Annotated in this window: 22 protein-coding genes; 2 read left to right on the top strand and 20 right to left on the bottom strand. The window is 41.1% G+C overall.

The annotated features are described in order from the left end of the window. Positions 1 to 70 precede the first annotated feature (70 nt). From fur to D0469_RS13590, 18 genes are all read right to left on the bottom strand, one after another. Positions 71 to 541, bottom strand: a complete 471-nt coding sequence (gene fur, locus D0469_RS13675; RefSeq protein WP_117327300.1) for a ferric iron uptake transcriptional regulator — start codon at positions 539 to 541, stop codon at positions 71 to 73. A 110-nt stretch (positions 542 to 651) separates the two neighbouring features. Further along, positions 652 to 1,299, bottom strand: a complete 648-nt coding sequence (spoIIM, locus tag D0469_RS13670) for a stage II sporulation protein M (RefSeq protein ID WP_117327299.1) — start codon at positions 1,297 to 1,299, stop codon at positions 652 to 654. 165 nt (positions 1,300 to 1,464) lie between these two features. After that, the gene (locus D0469_RS13665) at positions 1,465 to 2,127 is read right to left on the bottom strand and encodes a hypothetical protein (RefSeq protein WP_117327298.1); all 663 of its coding nucleotides are present in this window, start codon (positions 2,125 to 2,127) and stop codon (positions 1,465 to 1,467) included. Next, positions 2,124 to 2,525, bottom strand: a complete 402-nt coding sequence (locus tag D0469_RS13660) for a TadE/TadG family type IV pilus assembly protein (RefSeq protein ID WP_117327297.1) — start codon at positions 2,523 to 2,525, stop codon at positions 2,124 to 2,126. Before D0469_RS13660 ends, D0469_RS13665 begins: the two co-directional genes overlap by 4 nt. Next, entirely contained in the window at positions 2,488 to 2,955 is a 468-nt protein-coding gene (locus D0469_RS13655; RefSeq protein ID WP_117327296.1) for a DUF4234 domain-containing protein, read from the bottom strand. Before D0469_RS13655 ends, D0469_RS13660 begins: the two co-directional genes overlap by 38 nt. Beyond that, complete coding sequence (locus D0469_RS13650; protein WP_117327295.1) at positions 2,945 to 3,604, bottom strand: hypothetical protein; 660 nt, start codon at positions 3,602 to 3,604, stop codon at positions 2,945 to 2,947. Before D0469_RS13650 ends, D0469_RS13655 begins: the two co-directional genes overlap by 11 nt. Beyond that, on the bottom strand, positions 3,597 to 3,974 hold the full coding sequence (locus D0469_RS13645; protein ID WP_117327294.1) for a hypothetical protein: 378 nt from the start codon (positions 3,972 to 3,974) through the stop codon (positions 3,597 to 3,599). Before D0469_RS13645 ends, D0469_RS13650 begins: the two co-directional genes overlap by 8 nt. A gap of 32 nt (positions 3,975 to 4,006) precedes the next feature. Further along, on the bottom strand, positions 4,007 to 4,591 hold the full coding sequence (locus tag D0469_RS13640) for a hypothetical protein (protein ID WP_117327293.1): 585 nt from the start codon (positions 4,589 to 4,591) through the stop codon (positions 4,007 to 4,009). Then, the gene (locus tag D0469_RS13635) at positions 4,584 to 6,116 is read right to left on the bottom strand and encodes a hypothetical protein (RefSeq protein ID WP_117327292.1); all 1,533 of its coding nucleotides are present in this window, start codon (positions 6,114 to 6,116) and stop codon (positions 4,584 to 4,586) included. The genes D0469_RS13640 and D0469_RS13635 overlap by 8 nt, the downstream gene beginning before the upstream one ends. A 15-nt stretch (positions 6,117 to 6,131) precedes the next feature. After that, positions 6,132 to 7,556: a VWA domain-containing protein gene (locus D0469_RS13630; RefSeq protein WP_233523057.1), complete on the bottom strand. Its 1,425-nt coding sequence runs from the start codon at positions 7,554 to 7,556 to the stop codon at positions 6,132 to 6,134. 41 nt (positions 7,557 to 7,597) lie between these two features. Continuing rightward, positions 7,598 to 7,804, bottom strand: coding sequence for a hypothetical protein (locus D0469_RS13625; protein WP_117327332.1), 207 nt, complete (start codon positions 7,802 to 7,804; stop codon positions 7,598 to 7,600). A gap of 28 nt (positions 7,805 to 7,832) precedes the next feature. Continuing rightward, positions 7,833 to 8,765 (bottom strand): type II secretion system F family protein, encoded by a 933-nt coding sequence (locus D0469_RS13620; protein WP_117327291.1) that lies wholly within the window; start codon positions 8,763 to 8,765, stop codon positions 7,833 to 7,835. Positions 8,766 to 8,769: 4 nt separating this feature from the next. Beyond that, positions 8,770 to 9,696 carry a type II secretion system F family protein gene (locus D0469_RS13615; protein WP_117327290.1) on the bottom strand — a complete coding sequence of 309 codons (927 nt, stop codon included), beginning with the start codon at positions 9,694 to 9,696 and terminating at the stop codon, positions 8,770 to 8,772. After that, entirely contained in the window at positions 9,693 to 11,045 is a 1,353-nt protein-coding gene (locus D0469_RS13610) for a CpaF family protein (protein WP_117327289.1), read from the bottom strand. Before D0469_RS13610 ends, D0469_RS13615 begins: the two co-directional genes overlap by 4 nt. A 13-nt stretch (positions 11,046 to 11,058) precedes the next feature. Continuing rightward, a complete protein-coding gene (locus tag D0469_RS13605; protein WP_117327288.1) occupies positions 11,059 to 12,210 on the bottom strand; it encodes an AAA family ATPase in 1,152 nt (383 codons plus the stop codon). A gap of 14 nt (positions 12,211 to 12,224) precedes the next feature. Then, positions 12,225 to 13,016: an SAF domain-containing protein gene (locus D0469_RS13600; RefSeq protein WP_117327287.1), complete on the bottom strand. Its 792-nt coding sequence runs from the start codon at positions 13,014 to 13,016 to the stop codon at positions 12,225 to 12,227. 567 nt (positions 13,017 to 13,583) lie between these two features. Then, complete coding sequence (locus tag D0469_RS13595) at positions 13,584 to 14,762, bottom strand: endonuclease Q family protein (RefSeq protein ID WP_117327286.1); 1,179 nt, start codon at positions 14,760 to 14,762, stop codon at positions 13,584 to 13,586. Further along, a complete protein-coding gene (locus D0469_RS13590) occupies positions 14,755 to 15,312 on the bottom strand; it encodes an NUDIX hydrolase (protein WP_117327285.1) in 558 nt (185 codons plus the stop codon). Before D0469_RS13590 ends, D0469_RS13595 begins: the two co-directional genes overlap by 8 nt. Before the next feature lie 397 nt (positions 15,313 to 15,709). Here D0469_RS13590 and mciZ point away from each other — a divergent pair, with 397 nt between their 5' ends. Next, positions 15,710 to 15,871: a Z-ring formation inhibitor MciZ gene (gene mciZ, locus D0469_RS13585; protein WP_117327284.1), complete on the top strand. Its 162-nt coding sequence runs from the start codon at positions 15,710 to 15,712 to the stop codon at positions 15,869 to 15,871. Positions 15,872 to 15,939: 68 nt separating this feature from the next. After that, on the top strand, positions 15,940 to 16,860 hold the full coding sequence (locus tag D0469_RS13580; RefSeq protein ID WP_117327283.1) for an aldo/keto reductase: 921 nt from the start codon (positions 15,940 to 15,942) through the stop codon (positions 16,858 to 16,860). Positions 16,861 to 17,343: 483 nt separating this feature from the next. Here the strand turns inward: D0469_RS13580 and fabG are convergent, their stop codons facing one another. Next, positions 17,344 to 18,084, bottom strand: a complete 741-nt coding sequence (gene fabG, locus D0469_RS13575; protein ID WP_117327282.1) for a 3-oxoacyl-ACP reductase FabG — start codon at positions 18,082 to 18,084, stop codon at positions 17,344 to 17,346. A gap of 289 nt (positions 18,085 to 18,373) precedes the next feature. Beyond that, positions 18,374 to 18,631 (bottom strand): YqkE family protein, encoded by a 258-nt coding sequence (locus D0469_RS13570; protein WP_117327281.1) that lies wholly within the window; start codon positions 18,629 to 18,631, stop codon positions 18,374 to 18,376. Between the last annotated feature and the right edge of the window lie 414 nt (positions 18,632 to 19,045).

The raw sequence follows: 19,045 nt of genomic DNA, 5'->3' as shown, positions 1-19,045 counted from the left end.
CAAAACATCCATTGCATACCCTCAGGATTCAGCCATGAAAATCAAAAAACCCTTTCCCGCTGGAAAGAGTCTAAGCATTTGATTCTTGATCAGAATCATCTGTTTTACTTTGGCATCTATGGCAAATTCCATGAAATGTCAGTCTATGGTCCTTAATTCTAAAATTCCAGTCCCGTTCCACTATTGCTTCGACATCTTCAAGGAGGTCATCCTGTATTTCATCGACCGCACCGCATTCAATGCAAACTAAGTGGTGATGGAAATGGGCGGCCCCTTCCTGCCTTAAATCGTAACGGGATACGCCGTCTCCAAAATTTATTTTATCAACAATTTTTAATTCGGTAAGCAGTTCAAGTGTTCTATAGACAGTTGCTAATCCTATTTCAGGCGACTTTTCTTTCACGAGGAGGTACACGTCTTCGGCACTTAAATGATCCTCTTCATGTTCGAGTAAAACACGGACGGTTGCCTCCCGCTGAGGTGTCAGCTTATAGCTGGACGAGTGCAACTGTTTCTTTATTCTATCAATTCTAGTCTCCATAATTTCCCCTCCCGCGCCGCAGTCCTTATTATTATATCAAATAGCAGGGAACTGTCAAAATACATTCATTTTTAATAAAGAAAAATAATTTTTCTAAAAAAAGAATGAATTTACTTAGCTAGCAGGGAAACAGCGTTTTTCATCAGGACGGGAGAAACGTAGGCTTCCATTGCCCCGGCCGCGGTTAAAAAGATAATTGCTGCCGCAAGGGCTCCAAAATAGCCAATTAGAACTGGTTTTAGCGGTTCTCTTAACTGTTTTATGAACACCCGCTTGATTAGCTTTATTGATAAAGATACTGAAAGAACGGCGATGAGAATAAAGACCGGGATCACGATAATATTTTGTGGCAGTATCGCAACAAATGAAAGCAGCAACCCATTCCATCCCATTTGGTTCACTAAAAATCCGACTGTAAATCCGACAACCATACCCTTTAAAAATAATAGTAAAAGAATGATTGGAAGCCCAATTATCGAAACTCCAAGAATCCACATGACTCCTATGTATTTAACATTGTGGCTAAGACTTTGAATAAACATTTCAGGGCTAGCTGCGATTTTGCCCAGCGAAACCTGTCCAAAAAACTGAGATAAGTAATAAAACAAATCTTCTTTTTGGGTGAAGCTTAAGCTATTGACAATCACTGCCCCAAATATTACCCCCATCAGAAAAAGGACGGTGATAAAAATGTAAATTGAGGAATTGTTTCGAATATGGTTGGCTGCGGCGGCTTGTATTGCGTTTTTTTGCTTCATTTTAACTCCCCCTGATTATCACTTACTAGATTCTATGATTTCTGCTCTCGTTTATGACATTTTTATTTAGCGGCATCCAGTACCATTCCCTAAAAAATATGGTTCTGATATATGATATAAAAAAATTAATCCCTGCTTTGACAGCAGGGATTAGTTACTTATTGTCTATAGTATTACACTGCTAGAATAAACACTTTCAAGATATTCCAGAACAGGGCCATATCCCCTTTGTGGGATGTCCTTTAGAAAATAGGTAATATATCGATTATCAGATATCGATTCAAAAGTAGCCGTGGACTTAACTTCAAGGCGCCATTTGACTTTAGAAAATTCAATAGTTGTATCTTCTCTATTTGCCTTGTTTTCAGCTATGACATCCTGTACAACTGCAGCTACTTCAGTTGAGATATCAGCCCCGGAAACACCAAGGCGGTCCCTTAACGCCATTTTTAAAAGTGGGTGTTTGTCCAATCTTGGAGGCAATATGTCATTGGCTGCTTTTATATAGGCATTTGTCTCGTCATCACCATTATTTATATACTCGTTTTGTTTATCTTCTATTAGTTTGCTTATGCTATGGCCTCCGTCAAGTGCTTTCTGAGCTACCGATTCTGGGCCGGCATCAAAGTCCTTCACTGCCTTATCCGTTGTCTCCAGCAAAACGGAGGTACCAGCCAGAGCAGCCTGTTCAACTGATAGATTTGCTTGCTCTTTTACTACATACACCTTCACAATATTTATTGTAAGCACAAAGATCAGAGCCACAATCCCCAGCAGCCAGAGCAAGTAAAATGTGGAGTTTCCTTTTTGATTTCGGAGATACTTCATGGAGCCATCACCTTGCCGATGGCCTCCTGCTCCAATTCCAAAGATGCTTTTTTTCTCCATTGTTCAGGCACAAACGTAAGAGAATGTTCCGTATATAATATTATTTTAAACTTTCCATTCCCCAAATCAGAAGGCACCAGGTTTTTATAGGAAATGATTTCGCTGCTGCCCAGCGTTTCCTGGGCGGAAATAATAGCCTCATTTAACTCATTAGTGGCTGCAAAGGTTTTAGCTGCATTATTAACAGCCGTTTTTGCTGTAAATACCGCATACCCTGAAGCAACCACTTGCCAAAGCAGCAGGAAAAACATGAAGTAAAACGGAAGAATTCCAAGAAATTCAAGGCTTACGGAGCCTTTTTCATTTCGCAACCGCCTCTTTGAAGCTTTGCTTCTCATTTCCCGTCCCCTCCAATCGATTTATTTTAAATTGAAGGTACCAAACATGAAACAGAACAAGCAGCCAAGGTTTAAAAATGTCCTCCTGATATCTGTCCTCCAATAAATCTCTTACTCTAAAAACAGAGTAATAAAGCAGACCTAAAAAATAGAAGGAGAAAATGACATCAAAGGAAGTAAACAATGCATTCCCGTAAGGAGTAAATACCGCACCGCCTATGAAATTATGCAAAAAAGAAATTCCCAGTAATACGGTAAACACCCACCATACTTTAACAGGAATTAACCTCCGCTTATCAGCGGTTTTAAGGGTTTCCCTTTCCTTTAGGAACCAATATCCGAGATAGGCACCTAAGGTCACTGCGGTTAAAAGGATTACCAGCCATACACTAACCTTTTTAAAACCCCATTCAAATTTTTCATTCGCCATAGGCTGCACCCAAATCTTTTCGATATTTAATAGTTAGGTAAAAGAAAATAAGCGGAAATAAAAATGCATTCAGCAATACGCGGACGATTATATAAACGAAACTATTATTTTCAAAGTCAGCTAACAGGTAAAGGGAACCTGACCATACCAGCAGGTTTAACGCTGCAATAATCAAGACATCCAAAAGGATAAAGATATGTTCCTCTTTTAAAACCTTCCAGACACCGCTAATAGATTTTCTGATGCTTTTTTCATCAGAAAATAAAGGAATCAGCAATATGGCTGCTGTAGCCAAAACCGTTGGAATAAATAACAGTACAGAACCGAACATTCCTATAAGGAACAAAACGATAGTAAAGAATCCAATATAGCCAAATTCCCCAAAAAACACCTTCAATAAATCCATCCAGCTATAAGGAGTTTCACTTAAATCATTTTTGGCCATGTAAAAGAAAGGAGGAAACAAAGCTGTAAAATTAATAATGATTAAAAAGACTATGATCAAATTATTAAGCTGAATGGTTTCAAGGCCTCCAAAATAAGCTATGGCCGAAAAAATAAAAAATGTAAAGGGCATAACCAACACTAGATTAATGAGGATAATATTTAATAAATGCCGATTAAACATATCAGTAATATCCCTAATCATTTTGAAGTTCCTTTTTCCTGTTTAAAATTTGGATAACGGCAAATGACACAATAAGTGAAATGGCTGAGTTACGGACCAGCCCTTTATTGATTTCTGCAGGATCAGCAAATACCATTACATCAAACACGAAAACAGCGAATAACAGATTGATTACAGTTAGTGAAATGCTGGCCAGATAACTGGCAAAATAAGGAGTCTCCGGATTCCAGATGGGTGCAAGCACACCGTTTAGTACATAACATAAAACGTAAAGAATCGACAATGAAAGTGCAATCTGATTGATATTAAAAAGTCCAAGCAAAAAGGAAATAAATATAAACAAAGCCAGCACAATTCCAATTCCCTTTAAGAACCCAGTTAGATTAAACATATTTTCCCCACCATTTATATTCAGAAGTCTTATCAGCTTTTTATATCCTCTGGCCTCTTTAGCATGGCAGACGATATAAAGGATACTAATAAACCAATGCCAAATAACATCAGGGAAATAAAGAACGCCCCCTCGTTATCATTCAGCATTTTCATTATCAGGAGCTCCTGTCCATTTCTAAACGAAAAAGCCCCGATAATAATTAAAATAAACAAGAATACAAAAGTGCCAAGAGCAATCTTTGATCCTTCAGGCCGGTGAAAGGCCTGAAAGATCAATTCCTTCTTAAATAATGAATAGCACAGTACCAGTAAATACAGCAATAGAACTGGCCAGAAAAGCAATGTATCATTGGTAATTCTCAACAGTGGAGTTACCGTAAAAAAACCCATAGATATAAGCATTATAAATGTTACGAGAGAGTTATACCTTACCGTACCCGGTACAGTTTTCCACCAATACCTGGCAAGGGATAAACCTGTTATGGTTATAAGCATATTTAAGAGAAAAATGCGAAGTGACCCGGACGGAATGGCACTAGCTCCTGCACCTATTAAAAGATCCAGTACTAGCAGGCCAAACGCATTTCCTTTCATAAAATCAGCTTTCTTATCCAAATAATCCACCCAACTTTCTAAATCCGCTCTTAACACCTTTGCTTATCCCATCATAAGCCCACTTAATTCCCTTTGTAACAGCCTTTTTGGCCTTTCTTCCGGTGCTGGTTCCATTTATCAGATAGGTTGTGATAAGACCAACGGTTAAACCTGCAGCTGCTCCTGCGACAGTACCCAAACCTGGAACTACCGATCCGGCTACCATCCCGGTTGCAATGCTGGAGGCAACACTTCCTATAGCAGTAGAACCTACCCCAATGGCCAGCTCGGTCGTAACATCTGCTGCAAAGTCCGTAGATCCCCAGCCTGTATCAGCTTTGCTTCCGGCAGGACTATAATCCCAGATAGACCCGGCAGTTGCCATGGCATAGTTTAGAGGGCCGTTCATTTTCATCACATTGCTTTTTGCAAAGAAGGCCTTATTCAGCCCTTTTTTGCTAAATGGATTCCAGCCATCATTGATACCGGAAACAACAGAGTTTTTTACGAAATTTTTAAAATCCATGTCTGTAGTCAAATTCTGTTTGCTTCGCTGAAATGCATTAAATGTTGTTTCCTTTATCCTTTTCGTATGGTCTCCCAGTGCCCGTGCATTCCCATTCACATCATAGCTTTTAAATCGCTGGTAAAGATTATTCAGAACTTTGTTATCGAATTTCTTCCGGCCAGATACTTTATAAGCGTCCGTTCCGGCAATTTTTTCAATGTTAAATCCTCCATACCAGGAAAGAGCGGCTCCAGCAACATCACGGTTTAAAAAACCGAGACCGTAGGTTTTATAGTCATCAAAAAAACCTGCAACATGGCTAAACCAGCCTCTTTCTCCATCCGTTGTCTTGACAAGAATATTTAACAGGGAGGGAGGTTTTTCTTCTCCGGCAGATCCATCACCGGTTCCGGCACTTCCACTCGGACCCTTGCCGGCAGTCACGCCTTGGCGTCCATTAGGACCAACGCCTCCATTCACGCTTTGGCTCCCGTTAGGACCCTGGCCTCCACTCATGCCTTGCCCCCCGTTCAGGCCTTGGCCTCCTTTTATGCCTTGGCCCCCGTTCAGGCCCTGGCCTCCATTTATGCCTTGGCCTCCGTCCGGTCCTTTTCCTCCATTAGCACCCTGTCCCCCCTGAACACCACTTCCTCCATTTATTGGAGTTCCGCCTTGAATGGCATCTCCATTTTGTTCCATGCCCTTAAGCTCCCAGTATAGTGAACCAGGCGGGATTGGGGTTGCATTCGGAATGATAAAAGTACCGCTGGCAAAAGGTTTTGCGGGAAGGATTGGCTGCCCTGATGAAGAACCTGCCTTCCCTGCATCAACAGGGTTGCCTGGCTGATATACCTCTCCAGGAACAATGAATGCGCCCCCTTCAATCGGCTGGCCAGGCTGATAAGCTTTTCCCGGTGTGATAGCCTTTCCCGGTGTAATAAATGTGCCGGCATAAATTATGGATGGGAAGAAGAGCCAGAACATCAGCACAGCGGCCATTATCACGGCACATAACCGGTGGAATATAACTTTACCCATCAATCGCTCACCCCGTTACTGAGTGTTTTGCTGATATTTTTGCTCCAAAGCGCTTATGGCTTCTGTGTAGCTTTTTTCATTTAATGCTCTAAGTTCTTCATTAAACTTATCAATCTCGCTAGAAATCCAGTCATGATATTCATTATTTTTCTTTTCAAGGTAATCATAGGATTCTCTTTCCATTAACTTTTCCTGCCAAAAGACTGACATAATCAGGTAGATGGTTGTTTCTTCATCCGTACATTTAACTTCTTCATTTGTGATATAACTAAAAATATCCAAACTGTTCCTCGTTTTTTTGTATTCGATATTCTGCATACCCTGCTCTTTCCAATCCTGCCATGTTTCAGCGAGATCATTAAGTTTTGACAGTTCTTTGCTTAATTCCGTCTCGTCTGCGACATTTGAATAGAGTCCTTTTGTGGCAGCAGCGATTTCATTTAGCTGATTTTGTCCTTTACTGTCCACATCAAACCCTATGACATTTACGATAGGAGTTACATTGGAATTAAATAAATCTGTAGCAGCCTGTACCGGGTCATCTTCACAGGTGGAGATGCCGTCGCTTACAAGATAAACAATGTTGGTGTTTGTCGCTCCATCATACTTTGATAAATCCTTTTGAGATTCTCTCAAAGCAAGCCCTATCGGCGTCCAGCCCACAGGTTTGATCGTATCAAGTGAAGCCTGGAATTTACCTTGTTCATATGGAGAAATAGGATAGACAATCTCACTGCTGCTGCAGGAAATCTGTTTATCCGAATCCGCATTGCTTCCCTTTTGCCCGTACACCCTTATCCCCACATTTGCTTCTTTAGGGAGAGTGCTGACAAACTTCAAAATAGATTCCTTGGCAGCATCCATTTTTGCTTTTCCGTTTACGGTTTGTGCCATGCTTCCTGAAGCATCCAAAATGATTTGCACATTTAGCTTTTCTTTAAACTGGTAGCGTGTATCCTTGATCTCTGGATCCCCGATTGATTGAAAACGCAGCTGCTTTATTGCTTCCTCAGGGCCTTTGTAATCCTCCTGGACCATTTCTAAAAGTTTATTATAAAAAAGATCAAGCTCATTTTGAGAAGGGCTTTTAGATATATCTGGCAGGTCTTTAAATGTGTCCACTACCATCTTTTTGTCCTTGTCATTCATGAAAAAGGAAAATTCCTCATACTCTCCAACCTGCCTTGCAGCAAGCTCTTCATATGTTGCAGGAAGCGGTTCTGCCTTGACTTCCTGCTCTGCAGATGCTTCCTGTAATTCCTTCTCTTTTCCTTCTTCTTTCTCAGCTTTTTCACTTGATTCCGTTTTATCCTTTGAGTGTTTTTCGCTTGCCTCAGCTTTTTCTTTTTCGGTACTTGTTTGCCCATCCTGGCTGCAGCCTGAGACTAAAATTAAAAATGCAGACATGATAGCAAAATGGATTTTTAACAGCTTCATCATTTCCCACCTTAATTGTGCCAGACTGATATGTAATTGTTTCCTTAGCCTACCATTTGGGTAATTTTATCAATAATTTTTGTAATGACATCTCCGATGCTTCCTTCACTCTTGCTTACAGCCTGAGAAACAATACCTAAAACAAGAATCAGTAAAGCAGCGAGACCAAGCCATTCCAAAGACTGGGCACCTTTTTCGTTTTTCACTGGATACATCCATTTTGTCCAAGCTTTAATCATCATGTTTTTCATAGTAAAAATCTCTCCCTTTTCATTCGGATTATTTAAAAATATTGAATAGATTGCTATTGTCATTGAATAGATTGATGGCCATTAAGCCTCCAATCAATGCCAAAGCAGAAGGCATAACGATAAATGTAGTAATCAGAGTTACTTTTGGCGAGGCCTTTGCAGCCTGTTCTTTTATTTTTTCCTTTTTGATTTTCCTCATTTCACCGGCCTGATGCTTAAAAGTACGGGAAATGGGAACACCCAGCTTTTCTCCCTGGATAAGCGATTTAATCAACATTTGAAACTCTTTGCTGCTGTTTCTGTCCAGTAGTGACCGATAGCCTTCCGCCCGGGGAACCCCTACATCCGTTTCCTGGATAAAGCGGCCAAATTCAGTCTTGATTGGTCCTTCAAAATAAGGAACAATATCACGTAAAGCCTGATCCAGGCCAACCCCTGCCTGCAGTGTCACGCTCATTGTGTCCAAAAAATCAGGCAGCTGAAACGATAATTCCTCCTGGCGGTTTTTAGCTTTTTGGTTTAGCCAGAGAATCGTGCCCATAAATCCGGCTACCGGATATATGATAACGGCAACTTCTGCAAAAGGCAGCCTTAATATCAGTGATATCCCGCCGATCAGCAGGCCAACGATCATCAGAAATATTTTTAATCCCTGAAAGCGCTCGACTGTTAAATGGTAAGGAAAACCTGCCTGCATCAATTTTTTTTGAATATCTTCATTTTCACTAAAAAAATTAATCCGCTGCCCCATTGAAGAAAAATCATCAGCATATTGGAGCATTTTGGAAATGATCTTATCTTTTCTCGTAATCTTATGTTCCAACGCATCGTATATAAACGTTTTTTCTTTGATTTCCTCTCTTAGCTCTGCTTTAGACTGCAAATAGTTGTAAAAACTCTTAAGGCTAAGGGCTAAAAAGATAAGACAAAGGCAAATAATAATAACTAATAATCCATCCACGTTTTCACACCCTTATATTTGTCACTTTTCTTACAAGAATGAACGTGAGAACTGTTCCTCCAAGGAAAAATATCAGCAGAATAATACCAAGCCCTGAAAATAAGGGGTCGAGGAACCCATCAATAACATTATTCATCATAAGTACTAGAATAATAGGGATAACAGGAACCAGATAGGAGACATATCTTTGCTCCGCTGTCATTGTTTTTATTTCCTGCTGCAATATTTTTCGTTCTTCAAGCGTCTGGCTCATTTCATCCAGAACCGAGTAGAGGTTTCCCCCTGCTTTCTTCTGGATTAAGAGCGTGGCTACAAACAATTGAAATTCCCTACTGTTAATCCTTTTTTCCATTGACCTTAACGCTGAATTAAAGTCAATCCCCAGGGTAATTTCCTGTGCAAGCCTTTGAAACTCGCCTTTAGCCGGCTGGCTGATTTCCTGTGCTACCAGGTTTATTCCTTGGGTTAAAGTCATCCCTGAACGAGTGGAGTTCGCCAAGAGCCGGCAAATTTCAGGAAGCTGCTCAATAATCCGCTGCTTTACCATGTTCTTTCTAATCAGAAAAAGCACCCTTTTGCCAGCCTCAAGCATAAAGCCTGCCAAAATAAAGGTGATTGACAGTTTTAAGCTGAAAAAGTTTTGCAGGATGATGATGATGCCCATGTAGGAAACCACCAGGGCGCCAATATACTCGGAAGGGGTAAACGGTATATTTGCACCCGTTAATTTTTCATATATCGGCTGGGCTGTTTCTGTTCGGTCAAATCTGTCCCCTAATAAAACGATGAAGCTTTTTCGCTTATTTCCTTTATTATAAAAATCGTGAACATTCTTTCTCCATTCACGTTTGTCCTTTCGATAGTCCAGATAGTAATATCCGGAAATGATAAACATCAGGACAGTAAGTGCAGTAACTATAAAAAGTGTCATTGCTTCACCCCTTCGTATATCGGAGTAAAGGCCGCCTCGGGAATCGTTATTCCAAAAACCTCAAGCCTGCTCAGACACTGCGGGATGTATCCAGTAGGCGTGAAATATCCTTTAATTGAGCCATCCTGCGTCATGCCGGTTCTTTTAAAATGGAAGACTTCCTTTACTTCATGGGATCCATCCGGCTTTTTGACGACTTCGGATATAGAAATGATTTTCCGGGTACCATCTGTAAGCCGGGTAGCCTGGATAATAATATCAAGGGCACCCACAATATATTCTCTAATGATATGGCTCGGCAGCTCCATTCCGGCCATAACCACCATCGCTTCAACCCGCCGGAGGGCATCATCCGGAGAATTTGCGTGGACCGTTGTTAATGATCCCTCATGCCCTGTATTCATCGCCTGAAGCATGTCAAATGCCTCACCGCTTCGGACCTCTCCAACGATGATTCTGTCCGGCCTCATCCGAAGAGCATTTTTCACTAGCTGCCTGATGGAAACTTCACCGCTGCCTTCAACATTGGCTGGCCTCGCTTCAAGTCCGGCAACGTTTGGACGGTCGAGCCGAAGCTCTGCAGAATCTTCAATAGTGATAACTCGTTCCCCATATGGAATGGAGGCTGCAAGAACATTAAGCACGGTCGTTTTTCCGCTTCCTGTTCCGCCGGATATCAATGTGTTCATTTTTGCTTTGACAATTCCGTCAAGAAAGTCGGCCATCGCAGAGTTAAGGGAATGGAAGTTCAGCAAATCATCCATTTTAAACGGTTCTTTCCTGAATTTTCTGATCGATACCAATGTCCCATTCAAGCTAATGGGCGGGATAACCGCATTCACCCTGCTGCCATCAGGTAGGCGGGCATCAACCATCGGGGAGCTTTCGTCAATCCTTCTCCCGATTGGAGCGACAATCCGGTCGACGATATGGCGGACATGATCATCATCACGAAATGCAACATCTGTTAGTTCAAGCTTTCCAAGCCTCTCGACATACACTTCATTCCAGCCATTTATCAAAATCTCCGTAATCGCAGGATCATTGATTAATGGTTCAAGTGGTCCATAACCAACCGATTCATCAAGAATGCGTGTTATCAGAATTTCCTTATCATGGCGGGAGATAATAACCTTTTCTTCCGCCATAAAGTGACTCACAAGCTGTTCGATCCTAAGCCTCATCTCGCCCTGTGAGAGCTGGGTTAGCGCTTCAAGATTCGTATCTCTTAAGAGCCTTGCTTTATAGTGCTCCACCAATTCATCCACAAGATGATTTTCATATTGATAGGATTGCAGTTTTACTGAGCTGGCAATTTTCTCTTTACGTTTTTCAAATAAGGATGCCATTATGCATATCCCCCTACTTCAATACAGAAAGCCCCCATTTTCTCACATCTTTTGCAAATGGGATAAGCCTTCTCTCTTTTGCAGTTTTTCTTACCGGCTCCCCCTTGTTCAAGAAAGGCTGCAGCCCTTTATGGTCCAAACGGACAGCGGCCGCAATGGGAAACCTTAGAACATTTTTAAGGTCTTTTTCCTGTACTTCATTTTCTCTTCCAATTTTATTAAGGATAATGGAGGTCCTGGACGGCAGCTCAATTCCCAATCTGACCGATAGCTCTTCAAATTGCTTTAACACTTTTAATGAAGGGGTATCTGGATTCAATACATAGTAAATCTGATCAGATTCTTCCAGTGCTGTCACAACATGGCTATTCATATACGATGGCAAATCGACAATTACAAAATCAAAGCTTCGCCTGCAGGTTCTTAATAATTTCGCAATAAATTCCTCAGATATTGTTTCTGCTGTTTCCGCGTCACAAGGACTAATCAGTACTTCCAGCTTAGAAGAGTCCAGTTTTTGAGAAACATTTCGGATATGGCTCTCGTTTAATTCATCAATAACCGGTGTCAGATCGGCAATCGACCGGTTGGATTGGATAGATAACAGCGTTTCAATTCCTCCAAATTGGAGATTAAGGTCTATTAAAATCACTTCGGCGGCCGATTCTATTTTTATCGTTTGAGCTAAAGCGGTAGCCAGATTAGACTTTCCGCTTCCCCCATTTCCGCTAAATAACGAGAAGATCTTTCCTCTACCGCTTCTAAATGAAGCAGGGGCATCCGCCTTTTTCATTTTTTGAGCTTCATAGTTTTTTACTATGGCAGGAAAGCGGCTAACGAAAAGACTGTGTTCCTCCGGATAAACAAAGAACTCAGCTGCTCCGGCTTTTGAGATGTTTCTCAATTGGGTAAAATCTGTTTCTTTTGCAATGTAAATGACTAATGTGGATGGTCCTACCGATTTTATGTATTGAATGCTTTCCATTGCAATATCGGTTTGGGGCTGTACATAAATAACGATATCCTGCACGTCCCTGTTCACTTCTCGGACAGCTTCCTGGGTATGTATCAGCTGGACAGGATAGCTTGCTGAGACAGCATTTAATATTTGATTATGTATGACCTCATCGTCACTGATTAATAGAACTTTCAGATCCGGCTCCATATGATTCCCTCTTGCTATTTATTTTTGCTTTCATTTGTTGCTGCTGATGTTTTTGGCTGATTAGGCGCTGCAGCTGGTTTAGACACTGTTTGACCGGCATTCGTCACGGGCTGTGCTGTTTTTGCAGCGGGCGCTGGCTGTGCGGCCTTCGTTTGATTCGCTGCTTTCGTTTGGCCTGCAGTTTGAGGAGGATCCTCTTTTCCTACGTTGGCTTTCAGTACTCTCACTTTATCTGCATAATTTTGTATATGTATTAATTTAGGAGCGTCCTCCATTTTAACTTCCAATGCAACGCCGGCAAATTTATCGCCTTTCCCTTGTGCAAAAGCCACTGGCACATCTCTCATAAAGATTTCCGTTTTCGTCTGCCCTTTATTTTCAGTAGAGACGATTATGTCTACCCTATCTAACGTTTCAATTATTTGATCAAACTGGACTTTTTCGGAAGGATACATAGCAACCAGCCTATTGTTTTCTTCCCGAAGGTTTGAATATGGCTTTATCATGTTTTTGGTTATTATTTCTTCCTTTGATAAAGGGACAACGGACACCATATTCAGCAAGTCATCCTTATTTTTAATGAAGCCTTCATTTACGAATTTGTTTGGAATATCCATTGTAGTTATTTGATTCTCTTGAATAGGTTCCCTCACAGGAATATTAGTCCCTGCGACATATACTTTTGTCATGCCCCCCAGTTCTGCGTTTAAATTCTTGACCTTCTCGTACACTAAATAAGCCGCAACAGAAGCTAAAAGAAAGGCAAGAAGCAAAAATATAGCGGCTCTTCTCTTTGACTCTAACATCCTGCATCTTCTCTCCTAAAATAGGTTTTTCCGAGTTAAAATATGGAAATTTAATCATTACTTTTTACCTCGTTTAAAAACCTATAAACCAAAATTTACCGGAAATATACCATATATCTCTACACAATAAGTATCATCTGTTCACAAAAACGTCAAACTCGCCAGTAAATTTGTCAAATTTTGCATAAGAAATAAATCCTATAAATTGCAGCACAGGAGGAATAATTTAGGTAAAAAGCAATGATTCATCAGGATGTGAAAGTGGAGGAGATGCAATAAAGAAACTCTATTTTTGTAAAAATCCGTTATTATTTGTTACAACTATTACAAATAATAGGTCTAAAATCTTATTTTCCACTCCGGTCATGTAACATTTCTTTTCTTAAAAAGTTCAGAATTTATAGAGTAAAAATTTTTCCCTGAATACTTCCAATATTTTCAGTTCAATCTACTTTTTTAATATAATAATCCTAAATGAGCAAAAAAGCTGACGAGGTTTTCCTCGACAGCCTGATTGCAGAAAGTTTCATATTTCGTGTAAACCCTACCAAGTGTGTGAAAAGCTATTTAGAGAGTCTTATCCGATACCTTGACCTTTCCATACTTCCCTCCGCCCCCCGCTTCAATCTGCAGCTTTCCGCTTCTGGCAAGATCAATATAATAAGCTACTTTTTCGGGAACAACCTTGAGCAGTTCACTATATTCAGCCTTATGCAGGATCGACATTTCTGTTCCAAATGCATCCAGCAGGCGGTTCATCAGCTTTGGTCCTAGCCCTGGAATAAATTCAAGCGGGACCTGGTGAATATATGGAGGCCTTTCCGGTCTTTCGATGTCATCGCCGCCCAGTTCTTTAATACGTTCTGAAACACCTTTAATAATCTTACTGCTGCCGCAATGGCTGCAAGCTGCAGCGTTAATATCCTGCCCGGTAAGACAATTTGCACAAACTGTTTTATGGTATTTTCCAAGTAAAGGATTTAATCCATAGTTGGCTGCTACTTTTCTCCCGCCTTTCATCTTCAATGCCTTTTCAAGCTCGGAAAAGCTGGATGCCTGCATCTCTATCTTCTGGTACTCCCTCGCAATTTTTCCGAGCGAGTGGGCATCGGAGTTCGTTAGAAAAGTATAGCGCGACAGTTCTGTAATGGACTCTGCCATTTGAGTGTCAGAGCTTAAACCAAGTTCGACTGCATCTATTAAATCACTGTCAAAAACCTCATTTAGGCTTTGCTTAACCCCTTTGCCGTACATACTTTTAAATGGAGTAAACACATGGGCGGGAATAAATAGCCCCCCAAGAGATTTTACTGCTTTTTGAAGGGTTGTGGCATTAGTATAAATACGCTGTGAGCTTAAATGAATATTCTTCACATGTCCGCTCATCCAAGCTGAAAAGGTTTTCATCCTTTCAATTGTGGGTAAATATGCGAGCACATGTATCGGCCCATTGCAATGAGCATCATTGATCTCAATTTCAGAGCCCGGGATAAAGGTCATGTCTCCGTACTGAAGCCCGCCATCAGGTTTTTCGGCTAATTGACCAGTTTCCAACAACTCCATAATTTCCTCTATTACCTCCGGAGAATGGCAGTCGATAATGCCTATCATATCCAAGCCTTTTCTTTCCCTTGCTGTTGTCAAAGCATTGCTAAGCGTAAGCGACCTTGATCCCGTAATTTTAACGGCCCTGCCGGTTTTCGTCCGGCCAATATGGATATGCAGATCCACATAATATTCATCCATTTTCTTTCGTTGCCTCTCTCAGCTGTAAATATTGGACAGCAAAGGCCGTCTTAGCATCGTATATTTTTTCCTGTTTCATATAATCTATGGCTTCTTCCAGCCTCAATTCCAGAATCTCAACAAACTCATCATCATCAGCAGAGGCTGGATCTTCCTTCTTCTTCAGGTTTTCGGCAAGAAATAAATGAATAAGCTCGTCTGCAAAACCAGGGGATGTATAAAAAGATGTTACATAGACCATGCTTTCAGTTACATATCCTGTTTCTTCTTCAAGCTCACGATGAGCGGTTGCGAGAGGCTCTTCTCCTTTTTCAAGTTTGCCGGCTGGAATTTCTACCAAACTGCGTTCCATTGCTTTACGGTATTGCTCAACCATCACTATTTTATTTTCCGCAGTGATTGCAATAACCGCTACTGCACCGGGGTGCTTGATGATTTCACGTTTTGATTTATTGCCGTTAGGCAGTTCAACTTCATCAACCTGAAGCGAGATTACTTTACCATCAAATATTTTTTCCGTAGATAACGTTTTTTCTTCAAATTTCTTCATTTTTGCCACTCCTTGTTCTATTAACAGCATTATTGTTCATACATTTTACCATAAAGTGAAACTTCCATCAGCGGTATGCCCCACTGGATGTGGACATGCAGGCATTGTCAAACTTTGTGCATTTTCATCAAATAATTAGTTTCCCGCTGATGGTTAGTTGAGGCCCACAGGACAAGGAAAGCTCCGGCAGCGATACATCGCACGAAACAAGGCGATAGCTTTGTGAGGATGTGGGTCACACAGACTTTGCCACAGGACGTGAAGTTTGTTGTCTGTGGTCTGTTATTCGGGCCTTTAAGGGCAGTTTTCCCAAAAAGAAATGCCCTTGAATCCCTATAGATTTAATAGGGGAAATTACTGCCCGTTAATCAGTGATAATGATTCTGGAGGTAGTCGTATGAAGGTATATGTATTGGATAAAGGAATCGTTCTAGCAGGAAAAGGCTGGGAGATTCAACAGAAATTGAAAGAATTCCGCCGTAAATATGTTCTGGTAAATGATTGGATCAGCGATGTTCATAGTCTAGCTAAAACAAGTGAAATAAAAAGGGTAAAGTGATTTTTTTGAGATAAAAGTGGCTCTCCTATACAATGAAAGTACCTAAAACAGGAAAAGGAGAGGTCCACATGAAAAAAAGAAGGCTTGGAAACTCGGAGCTATTTGTATCGGAAATGGGATTTGGCTGCATGTCGCTTGGAACAGATGAAAAGAAAGCGGCACATATCTTACATGCTGCTATAGATGAAGGGATTACATATTTTGATACTGCGGATTTATACGATTTTGGCAGGAATGAAGAAATAGTTGGAAAAGCATTGAAGCCATTCCGTGATAAGGTTGTTTTATCAACCAAGGCAGGAAATCGCTGGAATGAGCGAAGAGACGGCTGGAGCTGGGATCCATCCAAGCAGTATATCAAGGCAGCCGTAAAAGACAGCTTAAAACGGCTCGGCACCGATTATATTGACTTATACCAGCTTCACGGCGGTACCATTGACGATCCTATCGATGAAACAATTGAAGCTTTTGAGGAACTTGTCCAGGAAGGATATATTCGTTATTATGGCATTTCTTCGATCCGTCCCAATGTAATAAAACAGTATTTAAAACGTTCATCAATCGTCAGCATCATGATGCAATACAGCCTGTTTGACAGGCGACCGGAGGAATGGCTGCCGCTTATTGAAGAAAATCATGTCAGCGTCATCGCCCGCGGACCGGTGGCTAAAGGATTGCTCAGCGACAAAATGCTATCCAAAGCTTCCGGCGGCGTAAAGGACAATGGTTATTTGGATTACAGCTTTCAGGAGCTGGAGCATATATTGCCATTGATCGCGGAAAAGCTGCCGTCAAGAAGCATGAATGAGATTGCTTTGAAGTACGTGCTTACTTCATCAACTGTAGGAGCGATCATACCCGGTGCCAGCACAATCGAACAGCTTCAAGAAAATGTGAAAGCAGTGAATAGTCCGCCGCTTACTGAGGAAGAGCAGAAGATTTTAAATGAGATTACTAAGCAGTCCATCTATGAGAGCCATCGGCACTGAATTTGAGGTACGGGAACCCTTCCTTCACCAACTAAGCTAATACGTAAAATGAGCAAAAGTTTATGGAAAAAGTCATTTTTATGCAGATTAACTCGTTTAAAAACAGGATGTGTTTCTACACACAATGGTTTTACTAGAAACCGATTCCTTCTTCGAAAATTAATCTAGCCGAATTAAGGAATATCTATCCGATTCAAAAAAATCTATCCAAAACGGCAATCAATCTAGCCGAATTTCATTTTTATGATTTAAGTAACATTAGCGAAACTAAGAAGGGGGCGTAACATTGGCTTACTCCCTTGCCCCTCTTCTTTTTTTAGCACTTTTTTAACCAGCAAATCTCTTTTTATTCTTTTTCAAGGACTATACCAAAATAAAATTCATATATTCAATCATTACCTCTTAATTATGTTATACCATCTCAATAAGTTTCCATAAAAAAACCCGGTCTATTAAATGACAGGGTCCCCAAGCACTATTGATTTACATCATTATTCCGCCATCAACATGAATGACGGTTCCGTTTACATAGCTAGCTTCGTCTGATGCAAGATATAAATAGGCATTTGCAATATCTTCAGGTTTTCCTAGCCTGTGCAGCGGAATCATTGCCTTAAGCTGTTCAATTACCTTTTCCGGTACGGATTCAACCATGCTTGTTGCGATGAAGCCTGGTGCAACGGCGTTGACGTTGATACCTTTTCTGCCAAGCTCTTTTGCCCATGTTTTCGTCATGCCGATTACACCGGCCTTAGATGCGGCATAGTTGGTTTGGCCGATATTGCCGTACACTCCTGATACTGAAGATGTGCTGATGATTTTTCCGTATCCTTGCTTAACCATTGCGGGCACAACGGCTTGTGTACAGTGAAATACACCAGTCAGATTGACATCGATAACGCTTTGAAAGTCCTCTGTACTCATTTTAGTAAGCATGGAATCACGGGTGATGCCTGCGTTATTGATCAGGATATCAATTTTGCCGAACCGTTCAAGCACGGCTTCTACCATGCTATCGACACTATTACGGTCAGCTACGTTTACTTGGAAAAATTCTGCCTGATATCCCTCTTTTTTCAGCCTATTTACACTTTCCACACCAGATTTGTCATTAAAATCGGCGATGGCCACCACCGCTCCTTCCTTTAAAAAAACCCGGGCAGCCGCAAACCCAATGCCATTAGCCCCACCAGTGATAACTGCAACTTTATCCTTTAATCTCATACTGCCTTCGATTCCTTTCTTTCTATAAAGTTTTCTATCTTATTAACTGTAAGTCCAGGTTTTCTATCAACGGAGAGTGGCCACAGCTGGTCAACTCTACAAATTCTGCCCGTCCTTCAAAGTATTCAGCAATTTCCCTCGCTATTTCACTTTACCATATTTTTCTTATTCTATTAAGATTATAGTTTTACACAATCTCAATAAATAGCTGGCTTCGAAAGTGTTACATGGAAAACTATTAAATCAATTTAATAGCGCTTTTCCTGTACGGGAAAAGCGCTGGCTTTTTCTATTTAAAGTTCCGCCAGTCAGTATTGCTCTCGTTCAGCAGCTCTTCAAAGGATTTATTTTTTTCTTTTTGTTTGCGTTCAAACACCCTTTTTGCTTCCTCTTCTTCTTGTCTTTTCTTTTCCGCCATTGAAAGTTCATTTTTTGTATTTTTCAGCTTTGCAAGCATTTCCTGATTGACCATATCCCCTAGTGTCAAGGCTCCATCATTTTGTGCCTTATTGCTTTTTCTTTCTTGGAATTGATTCTTTTTCTTCATCTTGAGACCTCCCTTACATAACCATTATAACACGGTTACCCGTTAGTTTTTTATTCAAAAGGCTCTATCAAACTTGCCTGTTAATTTTCGCTCTAGTGCGGTTCGGGAGCCTCCTCGGCGCTTGTGCCTGTGGGATCTCCCTTGACCCGTTTTTCCCGCAGATTAGCTTCCCCGTATAGACACCGCACGAGAAAATGCGAATGGAAAAGCGGAAGCGCCCTGTTTTAGAGGAAGAACGGCTAAATTCGCCACGTCCTCACAAAGCTGCCGCTTTGTTTCGTGCGATGAATCGCTGCCGAAGCATTCCTTGTCCTGTGGCGACGCCGTTCTGACCCACATCCTGTGGGCCTCTGACAAGCATAAGACATGCACTGACAGAAGGCGCTTTTTGCCTTCCGAAGTGATTGGCTTATG

It is taken from the genome of Peribacillus saganii (genome assembly GCF_003429095.1).
Lineage (GTDB): Bacteria > Bacillota > Bacilli > Bacillales > DSM-1321 > Peribacillus > Peribacillus saganii.
This window is presented reverse-complemented; position numbering and strand designations above follow the sequence as displayed.